Source organism: Hungatella sp. L36, assembly GCF_014288035.1.
Genome location: NZ_JACOPC010000005.1, coordinates 290,237 through 311,908 on the forward strand (window position 1 = coordinate 290,237; position 21,672 = coordinate 311,908).

Consider the following 21,672-nt stretch of genomic DNA (forward strand, 5'->3'; position numbering starts at 1 on the left):
TCCTTCTGCCGCTTTACTGGTTCTTCATGGCGATAACCAGTTCTCTTACGAGTGCCGCCAGCTTATCGCTGCCGCAGTCTGCAAAAACCGCAGTGTCAGCCTTCGCCGTACCGGAGGCAGAGTGTTTTTCCTCAAAGGAGGCAACGAAATCAGCCGGGCTGGAAGCCGTACCGCAGGTTCCCTGACAGCAGGACTGTGAAGCCAGTTCCGGATGACGGAACGTTTTATCTTCCTGCACCAGTGTAGCACAATTTTTCACACCGAACGCAACTTTTTTAATATTAATTAAATGTTTCGGGCTGACATTTTCAGAAACAGAGCTTCCGCCGCACGTTCCGCAGCCTAAGGTAAAGGAGGTTGCCAATCCCGTGCTGATTCCGGTACCTCCCATGCTTCCTCCGGTGTTGACCAGAATACGGGAAGCCGGCTTCGCCGCAAATCTTCTCACCATCTCCCTGTCTTCCGTGTGGATGCTCATGGTGTGGCCGATACCGTTCTGAAGCAGGCGGATGCTGAGTTCACAGGCTTCCTGCCAGTCTCTTACCGTATAGAAGGCAAGCACGGTTGTCAGTTTTTCATAGGATAATGGGTATCCCTCACCAACACCGCCCTGCTCTCCGATCAGAACTCTCGTTCCTGCCGGAATGGTTATCTTCGCCGCTTCCGCGATGACCTGCGGGCTTCTTCCCACGAATTTGGCATTCATGTTATGGCTGCCGCTCTTGAAAAGCAGGGCACACACCTTCTCCGTCTCCTCTGGAGTCATAAAATAGGCTCCCTGGCTCTTTAACTCTGCGACAACCGCGTCCTTATTGCATTCTTCCACAACGATCGACTGCTCGGAAGCGCAGATCGTTCCGTAATCGAAGGTCTTGCTGGCCATGATGTTGCTTACGGCCTGTTTGATATCGGCGGTCCGCTCTATGTATGCCGGGGAGTTGCCCGCGCCTACGCCCAGAGCCGGTTTTCCGGCGCTGTACGCTGCTTTCACCATACCGGGGCCTCCGGTGGCGATAATTAAGTTTACCTCTTTGCATTTCATCAGTTCATTGGTGGCTCCCATGGTCGGCATGGTGACACAGCCGATAATGTCCTCCGGCGCCCCCGCCTCCACCGCTGCATCCCGCATCAGTTCTGCTGCTTTCAGTGTACATTTCGCCGCAGACGGATGGGGGGAAAAGACGATGGCATTTCCTGATTTCACTGCAATAATGGATTTAAAGATTGTGGTGGAAGTCGGGTTGGTCGATGGAACGATTCCCATAACCAGGCCGACAGGCGCCGCCACATCCATCGTATGTTTTACCGGGTCCTCGTCGATGATTCCCACGGTCTTCATATCTTTTATCTCTTCATATAACAGCGTGGAGGCTGCGTGATTCTTATAGGCTTTATCCTCCGCCTTTCCGAACCCGGTTTCCTCTGCTGCCATTTTACCCAGGCAGACCGCGTGTTCCTCTGCTGCTCTTACCATATTCTGTAATATAACCTCTATCTGCTCCTGGGAGTAGGTAGCCATCTTTTTCGCCGCGATTTCTCCTTTTCTGGCTAAATCTCTGGCTTCCTGGATGGAACGTAAATCAAAATCAAAGTTTTCCATTGTCAGGATCTCCTTTTCTATTATTTTGTTCCCGCGAAGAACCGCGTCAATCATTTCGAGCTTCGTAATAGCTCTTTAATTCCTCCAGCAGCAGTTGTTTATTGGCTTTGGACACTTCCCTGCCGGAAATCTTCAATTCTCCGTATTCACGGGCCAGTGTCCTTAACGCTGTTACTTTCAGTCCGTCCGCCATCGCCATACCTTCGGCAATGCCGTATTTTTCAATAATGGAATCTAAGGTCTGCCGGTCCAGCTTCTCCGGGAGGGCAGGGTGGGGGGATTCTTCTACTTCTCCAACCACGTCTCCAACCACTTCTTCAACCGTTTCTCCCACAGCTGCGCCTTCTGCTTCCAGTTCTTCCTCGTCCCTCACACCAGGATCCGTCTTTCCGCCAGGCCCCTTCGGTGTAAACAGGATTTCCAGCTCCTCATGAGGCCGTGGAATGACCAGTTTTGCCGCCAGGCTGGAGGCCGCGATCCGTTCCACTGCTGCCACACCGGCGGCCACAGCCGCCTGTACCGCGGCCACATCACCGGTCACCGTGATGGTCACCAGGCCGCCGCCGACTCGTGTTTTCTCAACCAGTGTGACATCCGCGGCTTTTACCATGGCATCTGCGGCTTCCACCGCCGCCAGAGTGCCTTTTGTCTCTATCAGTCCAAGTGCCTTCATGGCTTACCTCCTTACAGCAAATCTGCCCAGTTGGCCGGATAAGTGGCATAGAACACTCTCGCCCTGTCTGGAGATCCCCAAACGACTTTGGAATTCGATGGTACGAACAGCACGTCTCCGGCGTGAGCGGTATACGTCTTTCCGTCGATGGTGATCGTCAGTGTGCCTTCGATGACGTAATCGATCTCTTCATAGGTCAGTTCCCAGTCAAATTTCGAATTTTCAATAATCAGGAACCCGGCGCTGATATGGGATTCATCCTTGCTTACCAGTTCCTGGAAATACGCCGTCGCATCCGGGTTTCCGGTGTCAAACACATCCATTTTCACCGTTCTGCCCCGAACTACCTTTAAGCCATTTCCGTGGCGCTCCTCTTCATAAGGCTTAGACGGCGCCTGTAAACCACCCTGCTCCAGTATGGTCTTTAACAGCTGGCAGAGTCCGGCCGCATCCATCTTATCCATTCCCGCAAACGCATTGGCACACACCGCTTCCGGCTGGCTTATACGATCCGTAAACCGGATCCCGCACGCCTCGGCCGCGTCCTTTGCGGAAGGTGTGATAATCGTATCGCCGTCCACGCAGTACTCGGTCTTTCCCTGTTTGCTGCACTCTTCGATATCCCTGGCGCAAACTAACTTTTTCATGGTACCACATCCCTTCTTCTCTGCGAATCTATCCATTTGAAAACACAAGTGCAGCGCTGCACCGGTTTCTTCTATATAAATTCACAATCTTCATCAATAATTCCTACTACCACGGCGTCCACCGGAATCCCGTCGTCACCCAGCATGCGGCGCGCGGAAGAACCGGTCGTGACGATCACCCGGTCACCGATTCCGGCGCTGATTGTGTCCACCACGATCATTCGTTCTCCCGTCCTCGTCCCGCTGATGATCTCCGCCATCATAAACTTAAATCCGTTTAAGGATTCCGCTTTTCTGGTCGCCCAGACATTGCCGATCAGCTTTGCAGTTACCATTCCGGTGTCCCCTCTTTCTCTTTCCGCTTAATTTCCTCAAGGGCCGCTTCCACGGAGGCGGTATCCCCGAAAATAGCCAGCAGCACCATATTCTGAGGACAGTTGCCCCGAATGTCTTCCACGGTAACGCCGACAGCCTTTTCCGCCACATCGGCGGCGCACACCATCTCAATCATCCGGCCCTGAACCAGCCCGACCGCATCCACCGACTCGATGGGTGTCGATGCTCCCGATCCCTTTCTTCTTAACAGGATATCGAGGGTGCCGTGCGCCGGTGATTTTATGATTCTGATTTCCATGTCACATTACCTCATCTCATTCACAGGCTTCCTGGGTACAGCTTCGTGCAATCCCCAGTGGGGTTACAAACATGGGATTATCCGGTTTATACGTCGGAATTCCCGTCCTCTTTTCAATAATATCCTCAATCCCCGCCAGGCAGCAGGTTCCTCCCACCAGGTAGATGCCTTCCACCTGATGGCCTTCTAAATGGCGGTTGATGATAGAAGATATCTTTTCCACCACCGGCTTTAAGACCGGCAGCAGCTCCTTATGGTGTGAGGGGTCCCGCTTATAGCGTTCCGCCTCCCCGAAGGGAAGCCCATAAGCCCCGGAAATAACGAGTGAAAAATGCGTTCCGCCGGTAGCCTCATCCGCCACATAAACCACCTTTCCGTCTTTTAAGATGGAGATTCCAGTGGTTCCGCCTCCGATATCCACGACCGCGCCGTTCTTAATCTTTAACACGGCGTTGGCTGCGGTTGGCTCATCGAGAAGAGCCGTGATCTCAAAGCCCGCGCCCTGAACCACATTTTTGATGGCTCCCGAATCCAGCTCGTCGGTCCCGGGAGGAATGGCGGCGGCCGCATATAAAAGCTCACAGCCCAGCTTTTCCTCCAGTTCCTCCTTCATCTCCCGGACGATCCGGATGGCACCGATATAATCCACTACCATACCGTCCCGCACCACGTCGGCATACCGGTAAGCGCCGGCAGCAGGCTTAAAGTTTTCATCCAGAACCGCCACTACGACACAGGCCGTTCCTAAATCCACTCCGGTGTAATAGACGGAAGAACCGTTTGTTACCGGGTTTTTAACGACTCGCTCAAACTCCTTTACCAGGCTGTCGCATTCCTCAAATGTTATTCCTTCTTTTGACATGTATTTCCTCCAAATAACTGGCATATTAACTGGGATAAACCATTAATCACCTGATGAAGCTCCCGTTTTTTGCCGTCTCCCAGCTCCTGCTCCACGAAAGGGCCCAGCTCCCGCAGAAGACAGCGCAGCCGGTGAAGCCGGATCAGATCCATCCCCCGGTCTGACTGGACGTGGAAGGAGGTAATCTCGAAGCAGTCCTCCATATCCTCGGAAAAATTATCCGGGCAGATTCCAGTACACGCCTGGCACGGCAGCAGGCACATTTCCTCCTCTGCGGCCAGCCCCGCAAGGCAGCGCTCCATGACGAAGATTCGCTGGGCCAGAAGCACGTCGTGCTCCTTAAACTGAAGCCCCGTTTCCAAAAATAAGGCCTGCGCCGATTTCAGGCGGTTTAAGAGCGCCATTTTTTCCGGAGTGATATTCAAATCCTCCGGACATCGCTCCTCACCTTCCAGGCTGTCCGTCGCTGCTGCGTTTTCTTCTGCATCTGCACCAATACGGTCCGTATCATGCCCCGCCTTATTTTCCTCCTGTCTCCAGAAGTACAGCGGCTTCTTTCCTCCGGTTCCACTGTCCCCGAACCGCTTTGCGGAAGGTATCTCATCCGGAATCCTGATTCCGCGGTCCCCCAGGAACTGCCTCGCTCCCGGCGTCAGCCGTGTCCCCGGTTCCGTTTCATACGTTGTAAAAGGGGTGGTGCGGTATAAATTTCTCAAATCCGCTTCGGTTATGTATTTCATCAATATCCCCCTTTGCACAGACACCGGTATAAGTTCTCCAGCTCTTCTTTGGACGGCTTCCTGGGATTCGTCACCGTGCAGTTGTCATCCAAAGCAAGCTGTGCCATACCGTCTGCGGCCTCCAGGAATTCCTCCCTGTCCACACCGCATTCCGTTATATACTGGGGAATATGGATCTGATTCATCAGAATCCTGATCTGTCGGATCAGTCCGTGTACGGTCGCCTTGTCGGTTCCTGCCGAGATTCCCAGCATATTGGCCACTTCCACGTACCGTTTCAGGGCCGCCGTCTCTCCCGGAGTATCCAGCCCCGCATTATAAGCGATCACATGGCAGAGCAGCATCGCATTGCTTCTTCCGTGCGGAATATGAAATCTTCCGCCAAGCGCGTGAGCCAGGCTGTGACAGATTCCCAGGGATGCCCCGTTAAATGCCACGCCGGCCAGGCACGACGCGTTATGCATCTTCTCCCTGGCTTCCATGCTGCTCCCGTCTTCCACCGCAGTTTTTAAGTAACGCCATACCAGCCGGATCGCTTTCTCCGCACAGGCATCCGTAAAGTCACCGGCGTCTGTGGAAACATACGCCTCCAGCGCATGTGTCAGCACATCCATGCCGGTATCCGCCGTAATATGGGGTGGTACCGAAACGGTAAAACGCGGGTCCAACAGCGCCGTATCCGGCACCATGGAATCGTCCACCAGAGGATATTTCGCCTGTTTTTCCGGGTCCGAGATCACAGCAAAGGAGGTAACCTCGCTTCCCGTTCCGCTCGTCGTCGGAATTGCAATCAGTTCCGGACGCTCCGACTGGCTCATGCCGGAATAAAGCAGGCCTGCCGCCTTTGCCGTATCGATGGCTGAGCCGCCGCCCAGCGCAATCACGGCGTCCGGTCTGCATACCAGCATCTGCTCGATGGCCTTAGACACCACCGCAATGGTGGGATCCGGTACAACCTCAGCAAAAACAGAAAATTCCGCTCCCGCTTCCTCCAGCAGATCCGTCACCATATCCACTTTATGAGAACTCTTCATAAACGGATCGCAGATCACGAACGCCTTTTTTATTCCCATATCCCGGAGAGTTTCCAGAGAAGCTTCCCCGAGATACACTTTTGTTTTCATAATAAACTGTTCCATTTTATTTCCGCCTCCTTTCTCCTGAATTTTAGTTACTGTTCAGCCGTTTTTCCAGTTCAAGGAGCCCCTCCCCGGAAGGAAATACCACCCGGTAAAACGGAGGCTGGACTCCGGCCTTTATAAGCTCCTTTTCACACCGGGCCAGCTGCTCCCGGCTCTTTCCTTCCTTCGTTATGACTCCGATGACCGGAGCACGGAAGGCCAGGGCAAAACCGGGGGAATATACCTCCCTCGTCTTTGTCTGATCCACCAGCATCAGAACATGAGACGCATTCTGAGCCTCCGCGATCAGGTGGTGTACCATCCAGGGGGATTCTAAGTAGGCGGCGGGAGCATCGATCGTCCGTGCTCCGTAGACCAGACAGGGCGTCCGCTTTACCGGAGAGTGATCCCCATTCAGTGCATGGGCCAGAGTCGTTTTCCCGCTCCCGCCAGCCCCCATTACCATAATTCTCTTTGTTCTCATGTTCTCGTCACCGGGGTCACGGCAAAGCCAAGCACGGTCTCCAGCGTCCGGCAGACGGAGGCAAGAGCCGTCTCCACGCTCTGGACATCTCCGGCTATGACCACCGATCCCGTGAAGCGGTCTAAAAATCCAACCTCCACATCGGCCGCCTTAGCCGCGATATCCGCCGCGATGATGGCCGTCTCAAACGGTGAGAGCGTCAGGATACCGATGGCTCCCGCCGCGTCAATTCCAAGGCACTCGTACACCTCCGGCACCGGTGATGCGATCACATGGGCGATCGTGACCTGTTTGCCGGGTACGGATTCCTCGATCACCCGGCTTACACTGGTAAGTTCCTTTCCCGCCATGGCTCTCCTTTCCTGCTGTATACCGACTCCGCTAATGTCTTACCACAGTGACAGGGAACTGATACTCCTTCAGCCAGCCCTCGATCCGCGATAAGTCCTCGTCGCTCAGGCTGGGATCTCCGTCGATGGGATAGGGCCGGTCCAGCTGATTGTATTTATTTACCCCCATCTTGTGGTATGGGAGCAGATCAATTCCCTTGAAATTCTTATAATCACGAAAAGGCATCAAAAACTGGATTACCCGGTCGATCTCTTCCCTGCTGTCGTTGATCCCCTTTAGCATGGGCATTCTCACCTTGACGTTGTAACGGCGGTGAAGAAGCTCCTTTAAATTTTCCAGGATCAGCTCATTGTTTACACCGACCAGCTCGTTGTGGCGTTCCGGGTCCATATGCTTGATATCGAACAGGAATAAGTCCACATACTCCGCGATTTTTAAAATGGTTTCTGTTTTCGTGAAGCCGCACGTCTCGATCGCCGTGTTATAGCCTTCCTGCTTACAGGCCATCAGAAGGTTTAAGGCCGCCTCCGGCTGCGCGGTTACTTCTCCGCCGCCCAGTGTCACGCCCCCTCCCGACTGCTCGTAGAAGGCCTCATCCTCGGAAATAATCTTTAACAGCTCCGAGATGGTCTTACATTCACCTGAGATCGTCAGCGCTTCCTGGGGGCACACCTCCATGCATTTTCTGCATCCGGTGCAGTCTCTGTCTCTGCGGATTTCGTGTTTTCCGGTCTCCGGGGAGAGCACGTGAATCCCCGCAGGGCAGGCATTTACACATGCCCCGCAGTCCACGCAGGAACGTTTCTTAAACATGACCTGAAAACTCCGGTCCATTCCCTCCGGATTGGAACACCATTTGCAGCGCAGTGGACAGCCCTTGAAAAACACAATGGTGCGGATGCCCGGTCCGTCGTACATGTTATACTTCTGAACATTGAATATCAGTGCCTTGCGCTCAATGGAACCTGCATGTGTCTGATTCATCGTTATTCATCTCCAATTTACGGTTCTTTATAAATGGGTCAGCATGGTTCTGCTGATAATCTCATCCTGAACATCCTTGCAAAGTTCTACGAAGAAGGCGCTGTATCCGGCTACACGGACGATTAAGTCGCGGTATTTCTCCGGGTGCTTCTGCGCTTCCAAGAGCGTGTTGTTATCCAGATAGTTAAACTGCATCTCGCCGTTTCCGAAGATACTGGCGGTCCGAAGCAGGGTGATCAGGCTCTCCTCTCCTTCCGGAGTGTCCAGGAGTCCCGCCATGATCTTGAAGTTATGTACCAGGCCGATATTCATGCTGTCATTGGCCATCTTGGACACGGACTTGATGATCGCAGTCGGTCCCTTGTAGTCGGCTCCCTGGGTTGGGCTGATGCCGTCGGATAACGGCAGCCATGCGCCTCGGCCGTTGGCGGAAGCGCCTGTCATCTGCCCGAACGGAGTATTGTTGGAAATGGACAGGGTACCGTGGCTTAAGTTGGAGTACAGAGTCTTATATTTTTTGTGCTCCTTCTCTGTGAAATCAACTAAATCCGCCGCGATATCATCCGCATAATCATCGTCGTTGCCGTACTTCGGTGCGCCCAGGCAGTCGGCCTTGATCTGGTCGTAACCAACGAAATCAGCCTTTAACGCCTCGTTTAACTGCTCTAATGTATATTTCTTATCATCGAATACCAGTTTCCTGATCGCTGCCATGGAATCGGCGTAGGTTGCAAGGCCGGACCAGATTACGCCAGGTCCGTAATTGTACATCGCGCCGCCGGAGGAAACGTCTTTTCCCTTTTCCATACAGCCTTCGTACATGATGGACATAAGAGGCTTCGGAGCAAGGTCTCTGTGGACTCTCTGGGAAATAACCGTGGCCACGTCGGTCCATTTTGTCACGTATTTAATCTCTTCCTTTACAGCCGCGTCAAATTCCTCAAAAGTCTTGAACCGGCTCAAATCTCCCATATCCGGGCAGACCTGCTTGCCGTACCAGAGCGGAACGCCGTGGTTTAACACCAGCTCGATGCAGACCGGCCACTGGGTATAGGCGGTGGAGGTCCACTGGTAGAGACGGCCTGATTTCTGCGGCTCCACGCATCCCATCAGACAGTAGTCTCTGGCGTCCTCGATGCTCACGCCCTTTGCCAGCATCATCTTAATGTGGGCGTCGTCGAAGTGGCAGGCCGGGAAGCCCATGCCGGAACGGATTACGTCCACGATCTTTTTCATATATTTCTTAGGAGATTTGTTGTGGATCCGGCAGGCCAGGGAAGGCTGGTAAATCTTCACGTGGCGGACAGCATCCATCAGTAAATACGTCAGTTCATTGGTTGCGTCACGGCCGTCTCTCGTCACGCCGCCCACGCACATATTGACGAATGGCTGGTAGCCGGCAAAGAACTTGGAACCGCCCTCGCTGGTGATCCACATCATCTCTGACATCTTAATCAGCATACATCCGGCAAGCTCGAAGGCCTGGAAATCATTTAACCGTCCGGATTCGATATCGCCCTTATAGTACGGATACATATACTGATCCACACGTCCGATGGACATACCGGTCTGGTTCTCTTCCACGACAAGCAGGGACTCGATGGTCCATACCGCCTGGACTGCTTCCCAGAAGGTTTCCGGCTTATGGGCCGGTACACGGGCGTTGACCTCGGAAATCTTTAAGAGCTCTGCCTTCCTCTTCGGATTCGTCTCCTTTGCCGCCAGCTCCGCCGCGTAATCAGACAGACGCTTTGCGTAAATCATAACGCCCTCGGTGGTATCGATGATAGATTTATAGAAATATATCTTTTCGATATCGTCCGGGTTCTCATAATCCAGGTGCTCCAAATGCTCTTTCGCTTCTCTCTGGATATCCAGCATTCCTTTTTTCATCAGGATTACGTCGTATCCGGGGTTGGAATCTCCGCCGCCGTTTAACGCGTGGTAGGAACAGTCTGATACGAAGGACTCGCCGGAGAGCTCCCATACGCCGGCTTCCCGGTACTGGTCTTCGCAGTACTCATCGACAGATTTGCCCTTCCAGAACGGGAACAGCTCCTCTCTCATGATCTTCTTGTCTTCCTCGGAAATGTAGAATGGATCCTGGGCACGCGTCCCGATGGTGTCGATCTCGTCTTCCATCCATCTCCAGGCGATATCCGGTGAAAATGCTCCGGCTCTCGGTGCTCCGCATGGTGCTCCGACGATCAGCTCGTGGTCCTGAATCACCAGAGGTGCCGTCTCACAGCAGTAACGGAAGCATTTTGCGCGCAGAAGAATCTTCGGCATGCCCGGATTCTCTTTTGCGATCTTCGTAATGGCTCTCGCACGGTAAGTCGTGATGGAAGGAACCTGCTTTAAGTAGTTATCCTTCAGAAGCTGGAGACGCTCGGTGATCCCATCGGGAATCTCTGTGCCCTCGCCGCTGCATACTCCCGTTTTCTCCGGAGCGCCCTTTGGCAGATCGCCGGAAACGGATTCCAGCATCTTTACCAGCGCCTCCCGCTGTTCCGGCGACATGTTTCTGGTCGCATCTGCAAATTTATCTGTAAACTCACGAATATCCAATTTGTATTACCCCTCTTTCCTGCTTATTCTTCTTCGGCCATCCACTCCAGGAGCTTCTTCATGGCCCGCTCCAGCTCGTCATCCAGGCTGTCATCCCCGCCTTCCGGGACCGCCGTCTGTCGGGTTGTGTTTAAAACCGCGGCATCGGCGCGGCCGTTCTTCTGCTCTGCGTCTCCAGCCATCCGGTCTTCGATCTCCCGTACTCCGTATCCCACATTTCTGACGTAAATCAGGTTCATGGGGGAAACGCTGTCCGAGGTGATTCCGACCCCCGCGGTAATGCTTCCAAGCGTCATGGCCGGAAACAGATTCGTCGTCACGCCCATGCTCCCGAACACAGCCGGAGTGTTCACCAGCATCCTGGCGACCGGTTTCTTCAGTGCGAACTGGCGAATGACCTCTTCATCCTTCGAATGAATCACAAGTGTGTGTCCATGGCTTTCATTTGCCAGCAGTTCGATGCATTTCTCACAGGCGTGAACCCAGTCATTTTCTATGTAATACACCAGAACCGGACACAGCAGCGCCCTGGCGTATGGATTTCTGTCTGAAATATACTTCTGTTCGGAGACCAGTACCTTTACCGTGTCCGGAACGGAAAATCCCGCCCTCCTGGCCAGCTCCCGCGCCGGTTTACCCACCAGCTCAGGGTCCTGGCTGCCGTTTTCGGGACAAAGCAGCCCGATCAGCTGTTTTTCCTCGTCCCCAGACATGAAGTAGGCGCCGTTTCTCTCAAATTCCCGTTTCGCCTCACCGGCGATGCAGCTGTCTGCAACGATATACTGTTCCGCCGCCGGCACGATTCCGTAATCAAAATTCCGGCTGGCCACGATGGCCTTCACCGCCCTCGGTATGTCCGCCGTCCTCTCGATAAACGCGGGGGAACCTACGGTTCCTCCATAGATGAACGGTTTTCCCGCGGCCTTCGCGGCCTCTGTCATCTCCGGAACGCCGGTGCCGATCACCAGTGATACGGCCGGATGGCCGATCAGCTCTTCCGTTCCCTGACGCGTCACGGTGCCTAAGTAGGAGAGCGCGCCGTCCGGAAGTCCCGCCTCAGCAGCCGCTTCCATCAGAATATCCAGCGCTCTGCCCGTGGTCTTCGCGGCCCGCTCATGGGGAGCGAAGACGATGGCGTTGCCTGATTTCACCGCGATGAGCGCCTGATAGATGGCCGTGGATACCGGATTGGTAGACGGTGTCAGCGCTGCGATAATTCCTAACGGTACGCCGACCTTCATCATTTTCTCTTCCCGGTCCTCCGAAATGATTCCCACAAAACGCATGGTCTTAAGCTTCTCGGGCAGGTATTCGCAGATATACCGGTTTTTCCTGTATTTATCCTGCCAGTTTCCGTATTCCGTCTCCTCGCAGGACATGATCGCCAGCTCCCTGGCGTGTTTTGCCGCCGCCTGCGCCATATGTACCACAATGCGGTCCAGCCTTTCCTGTTCAAAACCAGCCAGCACTTTTCTCGCCTCTCCGGCATTTTCCATCAGGATTCTGGCTTCCTGGACAGAAAGCAAGTCTTTATCAACAAAACGCATTGCCTACGCTTCCTTTCCTTACTCCGCCGGAAGAAGATTCTTTAAGGAGTAACGTGTGATGATCTTCTCCAGATCGGGATGAGGCCTCGGGATTACGACAGAGCTGTAAACCTCGGCTCCCATAGCTTCCACTGCCTTTACTCCGGCATCTACTGCCGTCTTACATGCTCCCACATCACCGCGCACCAGCACGGAAATGTATCCGGAAGCCACATTCTCATATCCAATCAGTTCCACATCGGCCGCCTTGCACATCGCATCCGCGGCTTCCAGAACGAATACCAGGCCAAATGTTTCAATGGAACCAATGGCTTCATATCTTTCCATAAAATTTTTCCTTCCTGCCGTTTATCTGTTCTTACGCATCAACATCGTGTACGGATACAATATCGCCTACTCCCTGAATCGGTCTCGCCATTACATTCTTAGCCGTCAGCTTTCCGATGGCTGCCGCAGCTGCCGCTCCGGCCTCCACAGAGGACCGTACCGCTGCCACATCTCCCTTGACCATGATGGTCACAAGAGTGGAACCTACGTTTTCGTAGGATATGAGTTCCACGTCCGCTGCCTTTAACATCTTATCCGCCGCTTCCAGCGCGGGTGTCAGGCCGATGGTCTCCACCAGGCCCAGTGCCTCTTCTCCGTAATATCTCACCTACGTGACCTCCTCCTATTCCGGTTTTCTGCAGACTGGAAGTATGCACTCCACTTCTGCATGAGGACGTGGGATTACATGAACGGATACCAGCTCGCCTACGCGCTGTGCTGCTGCCGCTCCTGCATCCGTCGCAGCCTTTACAGCTCCGACATCGCCTCTCACCATAACGGTAACGAGACCGCCGCCTACGTGTTCCTTGCCGATTAAGGTGACATTCGCCGCCTTTACCATGGCGTCCGCCGCTTCGATCGATCCTACCAGTCCTTTTGTTTCAATCATTCCCAATGCATCGTACTTCATGAAATATCCTCCTTCTGGATTTGAAAATTAGATACATTATCTAATTTTTATCTTCAATCCATCTTTTTTATATGCATTTAGTATAGTCCCTTCCCCTATGTGGAATGTCAAGCCTCATTTTTTACGCTATTTTTCTAAAATATTTTTATATTATGCTTACTATTGTTTTGTTTTCTAAATATTTTTTAGTATAATGCAGGTAAATCTGCATAATGTACCTTCCCCTTAGGGTAATGTTAAAACAATAACAATACCGTCAAACCATGATACAGCGTAATTTTGCATAAAAAAAGACAACCATCTCCCTGCGAAGCTATGGTTGTCTCCTTCAAACCTTCCCCTTGAGGGGAAGGTTTTGGCATCATATTATTCAATTTACACAAATTATCTGCACTCTTCCATCCGGGTAACCGGCACCAGTATCTCCGTCACAAACTCCGACGGCACCCGCGTCGTCCAGTAATCCACCACATACCGTTCAAACGATTCCTCGCCGCAGACATATCCTTTTCTCGACGCCCATTCCTCAATCTTCCCGTACTCCCGTCCGATTGTATCCAGGGATCCCACGTGATAGACCGAAGCCATCATGGTCCCGCCCAGCGTCTTTAGTTCCGCATCCTTTACCAGCGGGCGGAGCGGCATCTGCATAATCCTGGCCCGCCTGCACGTCCCATCCCGCTTCTCACGAAACGATGGGAAATTTAAGATAACCGGTCCTGTGATCTCGTTATGTATGCTTTCCAGATAGTTCACCCACGGAATATTGATGATCGATTCCATGTAATTGTATGAAAAATCCTGTTCTTTACTGCAATACACCGTAGAATTCACATATTTTATCGTCACATCGTGTTCTTTGCGCTGGGAAACAAGCTCCGCCTCACGGACGAGCTCATACCAGTCCTTCACGGCGGTATAGCGGTATAACAGCTCCTGCCGTTCGGTCTGCAGTTCCTCACTCTTGCTTAAAAAACTTCGCTCCAGGCATTGATACGTACTGCCTTCCACCAGACTCTGCATCTGTTCCAGACTGAACCCCATCTGTTTATAATACTTGACGACCGGAACCAGAAGCAGTGTCTCCTCGCTGTAATAGCGGTAATTGTTCTCTTCGCTTACCATATCCGGAGAGATCACTCCGATCTGGTCATAAAAGCGAAGTGCCTTTTTCGACACATTGCAGATACGGCTTACTTCACCGATAGAATATAATTTTTTAGCGTTTTGCCTTTCCCCCATAGCAAACCAGACAGCCTCCTCTGATCAGATTTTGTTTACCTTTCCGTATAAATCATCTAATATACTTTAGTATAAACCTTCCCCTATAGAGGAATGCAATAGTTTTTCTGAGGAAATTTCCAGTATATGGATTTTACTTTTCCAGCCTCTCTCTGCACGCTTCTATCACTTTCTTCATCGCATCCTGTCCCGGGGCGCCGATGGTCATACGCTTTTTCACACACGTCTGCATGCTGATGGCGTCGTAAATATCTTCCTCAAACACGGGACTGATCGCCTGGAATTCTTCCAGGGACATATCGTCCAGTGCAATCCCCTTCTCAATACAGTACAATACCAGCTGTCCCACGATTCCATGGGCGTCACGGAACGCCACACCGTGGTTCACCAGATAATCCGCGGCATCTGTCGCATTGGTAAAGCCATTTTTCGCACTCGCTTCCATGGCATCCTTCTTGAAGGTCATGGAGGAGATCATGCCGGTGAAGAGCGCAAGGCAGCCCTTTACCGTATCGATGGCGTCAAAGGTCAGCTCCTTGTCCTCCTGCATGTCCTTGTTATAGGCCAGCGGAATCCCCTTCATGGTCGTCAGAATGGAGACGAGAGCGCCATAGACCCGGCCTGTCTTTCCACGGATCAGCTCCGCGATATCAGGGTTCTTTTTCTGAGGCATGATGCTGCTTCCCGTGCTGTAGGAATCATCGATCTCCACGAACTGATACTCGTTCGTATTCCAGATGATAATCTCCTCGCAGAAGCGGCTCAAATGCATGGCAATCGTCGACAGCGCGCTGAGCAGCTCGATGACGTAATCACGATCCGCCACGGAATCCATGCTGTTTAACGTCGGTCCGTCAAATCCAAGAAGCTCCGCCGTATACTCCCGGTCCAGGGGATAGGTGGTGCCTGCAAGCGCGCCGGATCCCAGCGGACAGTAGTTCATCCGTTTCCTGATATCGGAAAGGCGGGAACGGTCGCGGTCAAACATCTCAAAGTAGGCCCCCATATGGTGAGCCAGCGTGATGGGCTGAGCCTTCTGCAAATGAGTAAAGCCCGGCATATATGTGTCCAGATTCTCCTCCATCAGCTTTAACAGCTCTTCCAGAAGGGATTTGACCAGACCGTCCAGCTCATCGATCTCGTCTCTCGTATACAGCTTCATGTCCAGGGCCACCTGGTCGTTGCGGCTTCTGCCTGTGTGAAGCCGTTTTCCGGCCTCACCGATGCGCTCCGTTAAGACCGCCTCCACGAAGGAATGAATATCCTCGTGCTCCGCCGTAAATGCAAGCGCTCCGCTCTCTAAATCCCTGCGGATTCCTTCCAGCCCCTCTATGATCGCATCTCTGTCTTCTGTCGTCAGAATTCCCTGCTTTGCCAGCATTTTTACATGGGCAATGCTGCCTTCGATGTCCTGATGGTAAAACTTCTGGTCAAAGGAAAGGGAAGCATTGAAATTGTGTACCAGTTGGTTCGTCTCTTTTGTGAAGCGTCCGCCCCATAATTTCATATTTCATTTCTCCTTAGCATTTTATTCTTCTGCGCATGACCGGTTTCTTTCTGCGGCCTGCGGTGATTCCTGCAATGAGAAGCAGCACAGCGATGCTGCCTGCCGTGATCATTCCGCCCGTCTTTAAGCCCTGCGGCATATAGCGCAGCTCCACGATATGCGTTCCGGCCGTGAGCCGCACGCTTAAGAAGGTATCGAACAGCTTATACGGCTCCGTCTCTTCTCCATCCACCAATATGGACCATCCCTTGTCGTAAGGAATGCTCAAATAGAGGAGCCCCGCCCTTTCGGCTTCGATTCTTCCGGAGATTTCCGTATCTGTCTTCTTCGTCAGCTCCATGGAATTTCTGTTTAACACATTGTATACCGATTCCAGACCTTCCGGTATAAATCGATAAGCCATAGCAACCAGATCCTGCTCGTTGTCATCGTTGCGGAGCGTCACTTCCTCGCCTGCGGAAATCCATCCCAGCTCCAGCATGTATCCGCGGTTAATGTTGTCGAAGCTCTTCGTATTTTCCCCCATCAGGGCGCTTACCTTTTCCACCTTCTTGTTGCTCACATAGACGTAATAATCGCCCGATACCTCCGGTGTAAAGGTGAAGCTGGTTCCGAGGATCTCGCTCGGCACCTCCTCCAGCACAGGGCTGGCTCCCAGCACCACGGCAAGATCGTTCTGTACATCCGCCGGGTTGGTGATGTCTAACTGCCAGTTGTCCTCAAGATCGTAAGGGACCATGACTCCCAACGGCAGCGTAAATTCATTGCTGTAGAGATACGTATGATCCTCCACCTCCATCGGAGTGAGGAGACCGGTGTCGGCCGGTGTCTCTGAATACAGCGCGTATTTAACGGAAAACAGCGAATCCACCAGCGGCGTGCTGCCGGTGATGCTGTAAGCGTTGGTGGAACTCTCGCATCCTAGCTTTTTGAAGAACTTTGATAAGTCCGCGTTGGCTGTGGACGAGAACAGGGATACGGACGGGAAATTCATCCACGCGCCGTCATTTTTCGTCTTCCTGGTGATCTTTTCCACCCGGTAAAAGGAGGGATCGCTGATCCCTTCCGTCAGTCTCACGCTGGCGTCATTATCCTTTACGTAGCTGGTCCGGCTGGTCGTGGTAACGCTCGTCACCGTCGTATTGACCGCCGCTTCCACCGAAACGACTCCCAGCGCCAGCAGGATGACGAGATTCCGGTTGACCCCCTTCTGATACAAACAGATCAGCCCCGCATAGGCGGAAAGGAATAGAATCGCCACATAGAACACAGAAAAATGGTACGCTTCATCCGTGATCAGCTTCTGAGCCATCAGCACAAATACGATCGCCGCAAAGAACGCCAGCACCACATGCTTCCACGGCGTCTCCTTCAAATGGCTGTACGCCTGATAACACATCAGAAGCATCAGGAAAATATAGATGAAGGACTGGCGGCACGGAAGGCTGTTGGGATAATGGAACCCGTGCCAGATAAAGTTAAGTACATTGAACGAGAAGCTGGCAAAAAAGAACAGCAGCAGACCGCAGTACACCACTTTTTCCCGCCGTTTGATCTTCCGGTTTACGAGATACAGCAAAAACAGCATAAGGACCGCCACGCCGCAGTAGATATTCGGCCAGTGATCCAGTCCGATCTCCGTCTCCACATCCGGCAAGTGTCTCGCCAGCATATCAAAGATCGGAAAATAGGAGGTCACCGTCTTCGGAAAGTTAAAATCTCCGGACGCGGTCATCTGCAGCGCGTAGATCTCCGGAAGGAGCACTGCCGCGGCCAGACCGCCTGCCAGAAGGGAGAACACCGCGAAGGAACTGATATTTACCATGTAATCCTTCCACGATTTCTTTCCATCCATCACAAGCAGGGCGATGAAGTACAGCACCATAAAAATACATATCATAATGGATATGTAATAGTTTGACAGAATAGATAACCCCAGAGTAATGCAATAGAGAAAACATTTCTTTTCCCGGACGAGGCGCTCCAGCCCCAGCATGATCAGCGGGAACAAAAGGATGCAGTCCAGCCACATGATATTCCAGCTGTAAGCTGCCATATAACCGGAAAGCGCATAAAAAATGCCGAAAAATGCGATACCGAAATCCGAGGTCCTGCAGTGCTTCCGCAGATAGTAGGCGAAGCTTAACCCGCTGAGACCGATCTTGAACACGATCATATAGGTCATGAACTCGATGATATACGCCTTGGGACAGAGCACCAGAAGCCAGTTTAAGGGGCTGGCCAGATAGTAGGCGTAGAGGGCCGCGAAATTCACGCCCATTCCCACATCCCAGCTGTACAGGAAGCTGCCGCCATGGGTCAGCTTGTGCTGAAATTCGGAGAAGAACGGCGCATACTGGTGGTACATATCCGTTCTTAAGAAGCTCTCCTCCCCAAACGGAAAGATTCCGCGCTGGGCAAAGATAATGATCATAATAATAATCGGCACAAAAAATGCAGCCACAAGTCCATCCGATGGCCGTATCAGGCTGATGCTCTCTCTGCCGTCCCGTCTCCGTTTCCGGGTACGGTCACCACGGACCGGTTTTTCCGAATCCGGATACAGGCCCTCATCACGGGCTGCATACCCGGCGTCTTCCCGATCCGGAAATTCTGCGTCTTCATCGTATTCGTATTCTTCCTCTTCCACGGGTTCCAGAAAAAGTTCCAGAGAATCCTCGTATTCCCCTTCAGCTGCCGTCTGACCGCCCAGCAGGTCAAAGGAATCCAGGCTGTCACCGGGATCCGCGCACAGTTCCGGCGAATCCGTTCTGTCTTCCAAATCCGTTCTGTCTCCCGAATCCGTTCTGTCTCCCGAATCCGTTCTCTCTCTCGAATCCGTTCTATCTCCCGAATCCGTCCTGTCTCCCGAATCTGTCCTGTCTCCCGAATCCGTCCTGTCTCCCGCACCGGCCTTCACTTCCGCTTCCCCATGTTCAAGGTCAGACGCGTCCGCTACAGAATCCGACGACACCGTATAGCCTTCGCCCAGGTCCAGTATAAGTGAAAAATCCTCCAGGGAAGCGGACGGTTCTTTTTCGTCCGTCCCATTCTCCGAAGGTATCAAATTTTTCTTCTCCGTCTCAGTTTCCCCACTGCTCCGTTTTTTCTCTGATGTCATTCTTAGTATGTCCTCTAGTTCTTTAGAAATCTTTTCAATCTCGTCATCGCGTTCCATATGCAGTTACCTGGCCGTACTTCGGCCAACCTTTCACAGGGATTTTTCTTCGCTCTTCCTGAATATAAAAAGTTTACTGAATACGTAGTTTACAATTACAACAATCACAGAAACTGCAATCTTGCTGATATACTCGTCCATATGAATCCATGATACCATGACAATCATAAAGACCATCTCCATCACACCCGACACGGCTCTGCACGCCACAAACGACGTGATCTCCTTCATTACAAAGGCCGGGCGCATATTATAGCTCTGAAATACGAAAATCTTATTCACAATAAACGCAAACAAGACAGATACAGCCCATGCCACCGCTGTCGCTATGCGGTAATCGATATGAACCTTTACCATGGCCGCATAGACCACCCAGTTCACCAGTGTGGTCAGCACCCCGAAGATCAGATAAGAAATGACCTCTCGGTTCATAACCTTGTCCCATATTTTTTTAATCATAACACTGCTCCTGTCAAAATTACATTTCTTCTATTGTAGTATAGTGCCGGAAAAATGTAAAGCAAATCCCCATGAATAAAGGAATCCTTAAGATTCTTTATCCAGGAACTGCTTCGCTCCCTCCGAATATACAATCTCATAGTCATCGGTGATAAACACGCCGTAGGCGCCGTCGATGGAATCGAGCAGGTCCTTTCCCTTCTCCAGTCCCATGGAAAAGCAGGTCGTGGAAAGGCCGTCCCCATCCACGGACAGATCGGAGATGATGGTTACCGATATGAGTCCGTTCTGATACGGATATCCGTCTCTGGGATTTAATATATGGTGGTAATTCACCCCATCCTTTTCAAAATGGCGTTCATAGACACCGGATGAAACGACAGACATTCCGTCGATGTTCAGCGTCGCAATCGTCTCATTCCGGTCCGCATAAGGTTTCTGAAGGCCGACCTTAAACGGCGTCCCATCGGGCCTTTTCCCGATACAGAGCACATTGCCGCCCAGATTGATGACGGCGCTCTTCACTCCCTTTTCGACAAGATAGTCCTTCATGCGGTCCGCAATATAGCCCTTGGCTATGGCCCCCAAATCAATGGCCGTATCCGGCGAGCCAAACGTAAGGGTATTCCCAGCCAGCTCCAGATTCTTCCAGTTCACCTTGTCCCTGGCTTCCCTGATCTCGATATCAGAAGGAACTATATGTTCATCCGACGAAAAATTCCACAGGGAGCTGAGCGGCTCGACGGTAATATCAAAATCTCCGTCCGAGACTTCACTGTAATGAATTCCCTTTTCCAGCAGAGCCGCCACATCGTCTGAGACGGTCACGGTCTGCTCATCCGCAGAACGGTGGTTCAGCTTGTAAATCTCGCTTCCCTCGATGGTTCTGCTGAATATATTCTCATAGGAACGGCACAGTTCCAGGCTGCCGTTTAACAGGTCCGGATCATCCGTATCATACAGAGTCACGGTTACAAACGTATTCAGCATAAAACTGGACTTTGTAATTGGTTCGATCTTTCTGGCGCATCCCGACAGCAGCCAGATGGAAGCGGCAGCCGCAAGACAAACCGCGGCAGCCGCCATTCTCTTTCTTTTTTGCATATTACCTGTCCTTTTCCTTATATAACGAATAGTGTCATTCTAGCAAAGCGCTATTTTAAAGTCAAGGACCGCACCGCCATTTTCGCGTGATCTACAAACATTCTGCGGATCCCTTCCAGCTCTCCCAGCCCCTTCAGCCGGCACACCACCTCGTATCCGTCCGCCTGAAATACGCTCTTCCACGAGTCCTCTTCGTCGCCTGCCATATCGTTATTGGCATGGTCTCCCGCCACGATCATCAGCGGCTGAAGCACCACCCGGCGCGCACCTGTCTGATCCGTCTCGCGCTTCATATCTTCCAGTGAGGGCGTCGCCTCCACAGTCCCGACATGGTACCGGCCGTATCCCTGTTTCTTAAATTCCGCGGCAAGGCGCACATAGACCTCATTCGCCGCATGTTCTGTCCCGTGGCCCATGAGTATGATCTCCGTTCCCTCCTGGTCAAATTCCTTCGTATCCTCTGCCAGAATGCGGACGAGCCGCTCATAGTCTTCATCCGAAGTGAGCAGCGGGGCGCCTACGGCCACAGCCTCAAAGGAAGCCTCATAGGGACTCATCTCCTCCATCATGGCGTCGAATTCCTCGCCGCTCATGACGTGGGTGGGCTGGATCAGAACCCTTTTTATGCCCTGATTTAAAAGTCTTTCCATCGCCTCCGACACTCCGTCGATCGAAATGGAATCCCGTTTTTTTAAAATATTAATAATCACCCGGCTGGTAAACGCCCGGTGGAACTCGTAACCTTGAAAATGTCCGGCAATCGTCTTCTCGATCTCCTCGATGGTCTTCTTACGGCTGTCATTATAACTGGTTCCAAAGCTGACCACCAGCACTGCATCCTCTTTTTTCATCCGTTCCGTCCTGTCCCTTCTTTTTTGATTCCCTGATACCATAACACAGATAAAAAACTGTGTCAAACAGCTTTTTCGGTTTCAGTTCACAGCCCTGTCGATCTCTGCTTCCCGGTCTGCCCCGGCTGGCTTATGCGTGGTTTCCAGTTCCGGTTTCGGGGA

Annotated in this window: 22 protein-coding genes; all 22 read right to left on the reverse strand. The window is 52.3% G+C overall.

From position 1 onward, the window contains the following. Positions 1-13: 13 nt before the first annotated feature. The 22 genes from H8S80_RS14945 to H8S80_RS15050 all read right to left on the reverse strand — a co-directional run bounded on the left by H8S80_RS14945 (position 14) and on the right by H8S80_RS15050 (position 21,510). The gene (locus H8S80_RS14945; protein ID WP_117632932.1) at positions 14-1,600 is read right to left on the reverse strand and encodes an acetaldehyde dehydrogenase (acetylating); all 1,587 of its coding nucleotides are present in this window, start codon (positions 1,598-1,600) and stop codon (positions 14-16) included. Positions 1,601-1,646: 46 nt separating this feature from the next. Beyond that, on the reverse strand, positions 1,647-2,273 hold the full coding sequence (locus H8S80_RS14950) for a BMC domain-containing protein (RefSeq protein WP_117632921.1): 627 nt from the start codon (positions 2,271-2,273) through the stop codon (positions 1,647-1,649). 11 nt (positions 2,274-2,284) lie between these two features. Further along, a complete protein-coding gene (locus H8S80_RS14955) occupies positions 2,285-2,920 on the reverse strand; it encodes a EutQ-related cupin domain-containing protein (protein ID WP_110324031.1) in 636 nt (211 codons plus the stop codon). A 71-nt stretch (positions 2,921-2,991) separates the two neighbouring features. After that, complete coding sequence (locus tag H8S80_RS14960) at positions 2,992-3,255, reverse strand: EutN/CcmL family microcompartment protein (protein WP_002602432.1); 264 nt, start codon at positions 3,253-3,255, stop codon at positions 2,992-2,994. Beyond that, positions 3,249-3,554, reverse strand: a complete 306-nt coding sequence (locus tag H8S80_RS14965) for a BMC domain-containing protein (protein WP_002602431.1) — start codon at positions 3,552-3,554, stop codon at positions 3,249-3,251. Before H8S80_RS14965 ends, H8S80_RS14960 begins: the two co-directional genes overlap by 7 nt. Positions 3,555-3,570: 16 nt before the next feature. Next, on the reverse strand, positions 3,571-4,416 hold the full coding sequence (gene eutJ, locus H8S80_RS14970; protein ID WP_117632920.1) for an ethanolamine utilization protein EutJ: 846 nt from the start codon (positions 4,414-4,416) through the stop codon (positions 3,571-3,573). Continuing rightward, positions 4,398-5,156, reverse strand: coding sequence for a hypothetical protein (locus H8S80_RS14975; RefSeq protein WP_117632919.1), 759 nt, complete (start codon positions 5,154-5,156; stop codon positions 4,398-4,400). Before H8S80_RS14975 ends, eutJ begins: the two co-directional genes overlap by 19 nt. After that, positions 5,156-6,295, reverse strand: a complete 1,140-nt coding sequence (locus H8S80_RS14980) for a 1-propanol dehydrogenase PduQ (protein WP_025532076.1) — start codon at positions 6,293-6,295, stop codon at positions 5,156-5,158. Before H8S80_RS14980 ends, H8S80_RS14975 begins: the two co-directional genes overlap by 1 nt. Before the next feature lie 28 nt (positions 6,296-6,323). Further along, entirely contained in the window at positions 6,324-6,761 is a 438-nt protein-coding gene (locus H8S80_RS14985; RefSeq protein ID WP_117632918.1) for a EutP/PduV family microcompartment system protein, read from the reverse strand. Beyond that, positions 6,758-7,111, reverse strand: a complete 354-nt coding sequence (locus tag H8S80_RS14990; protein ID WP_055654046.1) for a BMC domain-containing protein — start codon at positions 7,109-7,111, stop codon at positions 6,758-6,760. The genes H8S80_RS14985 and H8S80_RS14990 overlap by 4 nt, the downstream gene beginning before the upstream one ends. Before the next feature lie 31 nt (positions 7,112-7,142). Then, entirely contained in the window at positions 7,143-8,096 is a 954-nt protein-coding gene (gene cutD, locus H8S80_RS14995) for a choline TMA-lyase-activating enzyme (RefSeq protein ID WP_002602425.1), read from the reverse strand. 27 nt (positions 8,097-8,123) lie between these two features. Beyond that, entirely contained in the window at positions 8,124-10,664 is a 2,541-nt protein-coding gene (gene cutC, locus H8S80_RS15000; RefSeq protein WP_002602424.1) for a choline trimethylamine-lyase, read from the reverse strand. A gap of 23 nt (positions 10,665-10,687) precedes the next feature. Further along, positions 10,688-12,211, reverse strand: a complete 1,524-nt coding sequence (locus H8S80_RS15005) for an aldehyde dehydrogenase family protein (RefSeq protein WP_117632917.1) — start codon at positions 12,209-12,211, stop codon at positions 10,688-10,690. An 18-nt stretch (positions 12,212-12,229) separates the two neighbouring features. Next, positions 12,230-12,538, reverse strand: coding sequence for a BMC domain-containing protein (locus tag H8S80_RS15010; protein WP_002602422.1), 309 nt, complete (start codon positions 12,536-12,538; stop codon positions 12,230-12,232). A gap of 31 nt (positions 12,539-12,569) precedes the next feature. Then, positions 12,570-12,866, reverse strand: coding sequence for a BMC domain-containing protein (locus H8S80_RS15015; protein ID WP_002602421.1), 297 nt, complete (start codon positions 12,864-12,866; stop codon positions 12,570-12,572). 15 nt (positions 12,867-12,881) lie between these two features. Beyond that, positions 12,882-13,169 (reverse strand): ethanolamine utilization microcompartment protein EutM, encoded by a 288-nt coding sequence (eutM, locus tag H8S80_RS15020; RefSeq protein ID WP_002602420.1) that lies wholly within the window; start codon positions 13,167-13,169, stop codon positions 12,882-12,884. 384 nt (positions 13,170-13,553) lie between these two features. Further along, positions 13,554-14,411, reverse strand: coding sequence for a MerR family transcriptional regulator (locus H8S80_RS15025; protein ID WP_002602419.1), 858 nt, complete (start codon positions 14,409-14,411; stop codon positions 13,554-13,556). 133 nt (positions 14,412-14,544) lie between these two features. After that, complete coding sequence (gene argH, locus H8S80_RS15030; RefSeq protein WP_055654052.1) at positions 14,545-15,918, reverse strand: argininosuccinate lyase; 1,374 nt, start codon at positions 15,916-15,918, stop codon at positions 14,545-14,547. A 13-nt stretch (positions 15,919-15,931) separates the two neighbouring features. After that, positions 15,932-19,039 carry a YfhO family protein gene (locus H8S80_RS15035; protein WP_243007971.1) on the reverse strand — a complete coding sequence of 1,036 codons (3,108 nt, stop codon included), beginning with the start codon at positions 19,037-19,039 and terminating at the stop codon, positions 15,932-15,934. Between the two features lie 90 nt (positions 19,040-19,129). Beyond that, positions 19,130-19,555, reverse strand: a complete 426-nt coding sequence (locus H8S80_RS15040) for a GtrA family protein (RefSeq protein ID WP_002602416.1) — start codon at positions 19,553-19,555, stop codon at positions 19,130-19,132. An 87-nt stretch (positions 19,556-19,642) separates the two neighbouring features. Then, complete coding sequence (locus tag H8S80_RS15045; RefSeq protein ID WP_412127057.1) at positions 19,643-20,641, reverse strand: FAD:protein FMN transferase; 999 nt, start codon at positions 20,639-20,641, stop codon at positions 19,643-19,645. A gap of 68 nt (positions 20,642-20,709) precedes the next feature. Next, the gene (locus tag H8S80_RS15050) at positions 20,710-21,510 is read right to left on the reverse strand and encodes a sirohydrochlorin cobaltochelatase (RefSeq protein ID WP_117632915.1); all 801 of its coding nucleotides are present in this window, start codon (positions 21,508-21,510) and stop codon (positions 20,710-20,712) included. Positions 21,511-21,672 lie beyond the last annotated feature (162 nt).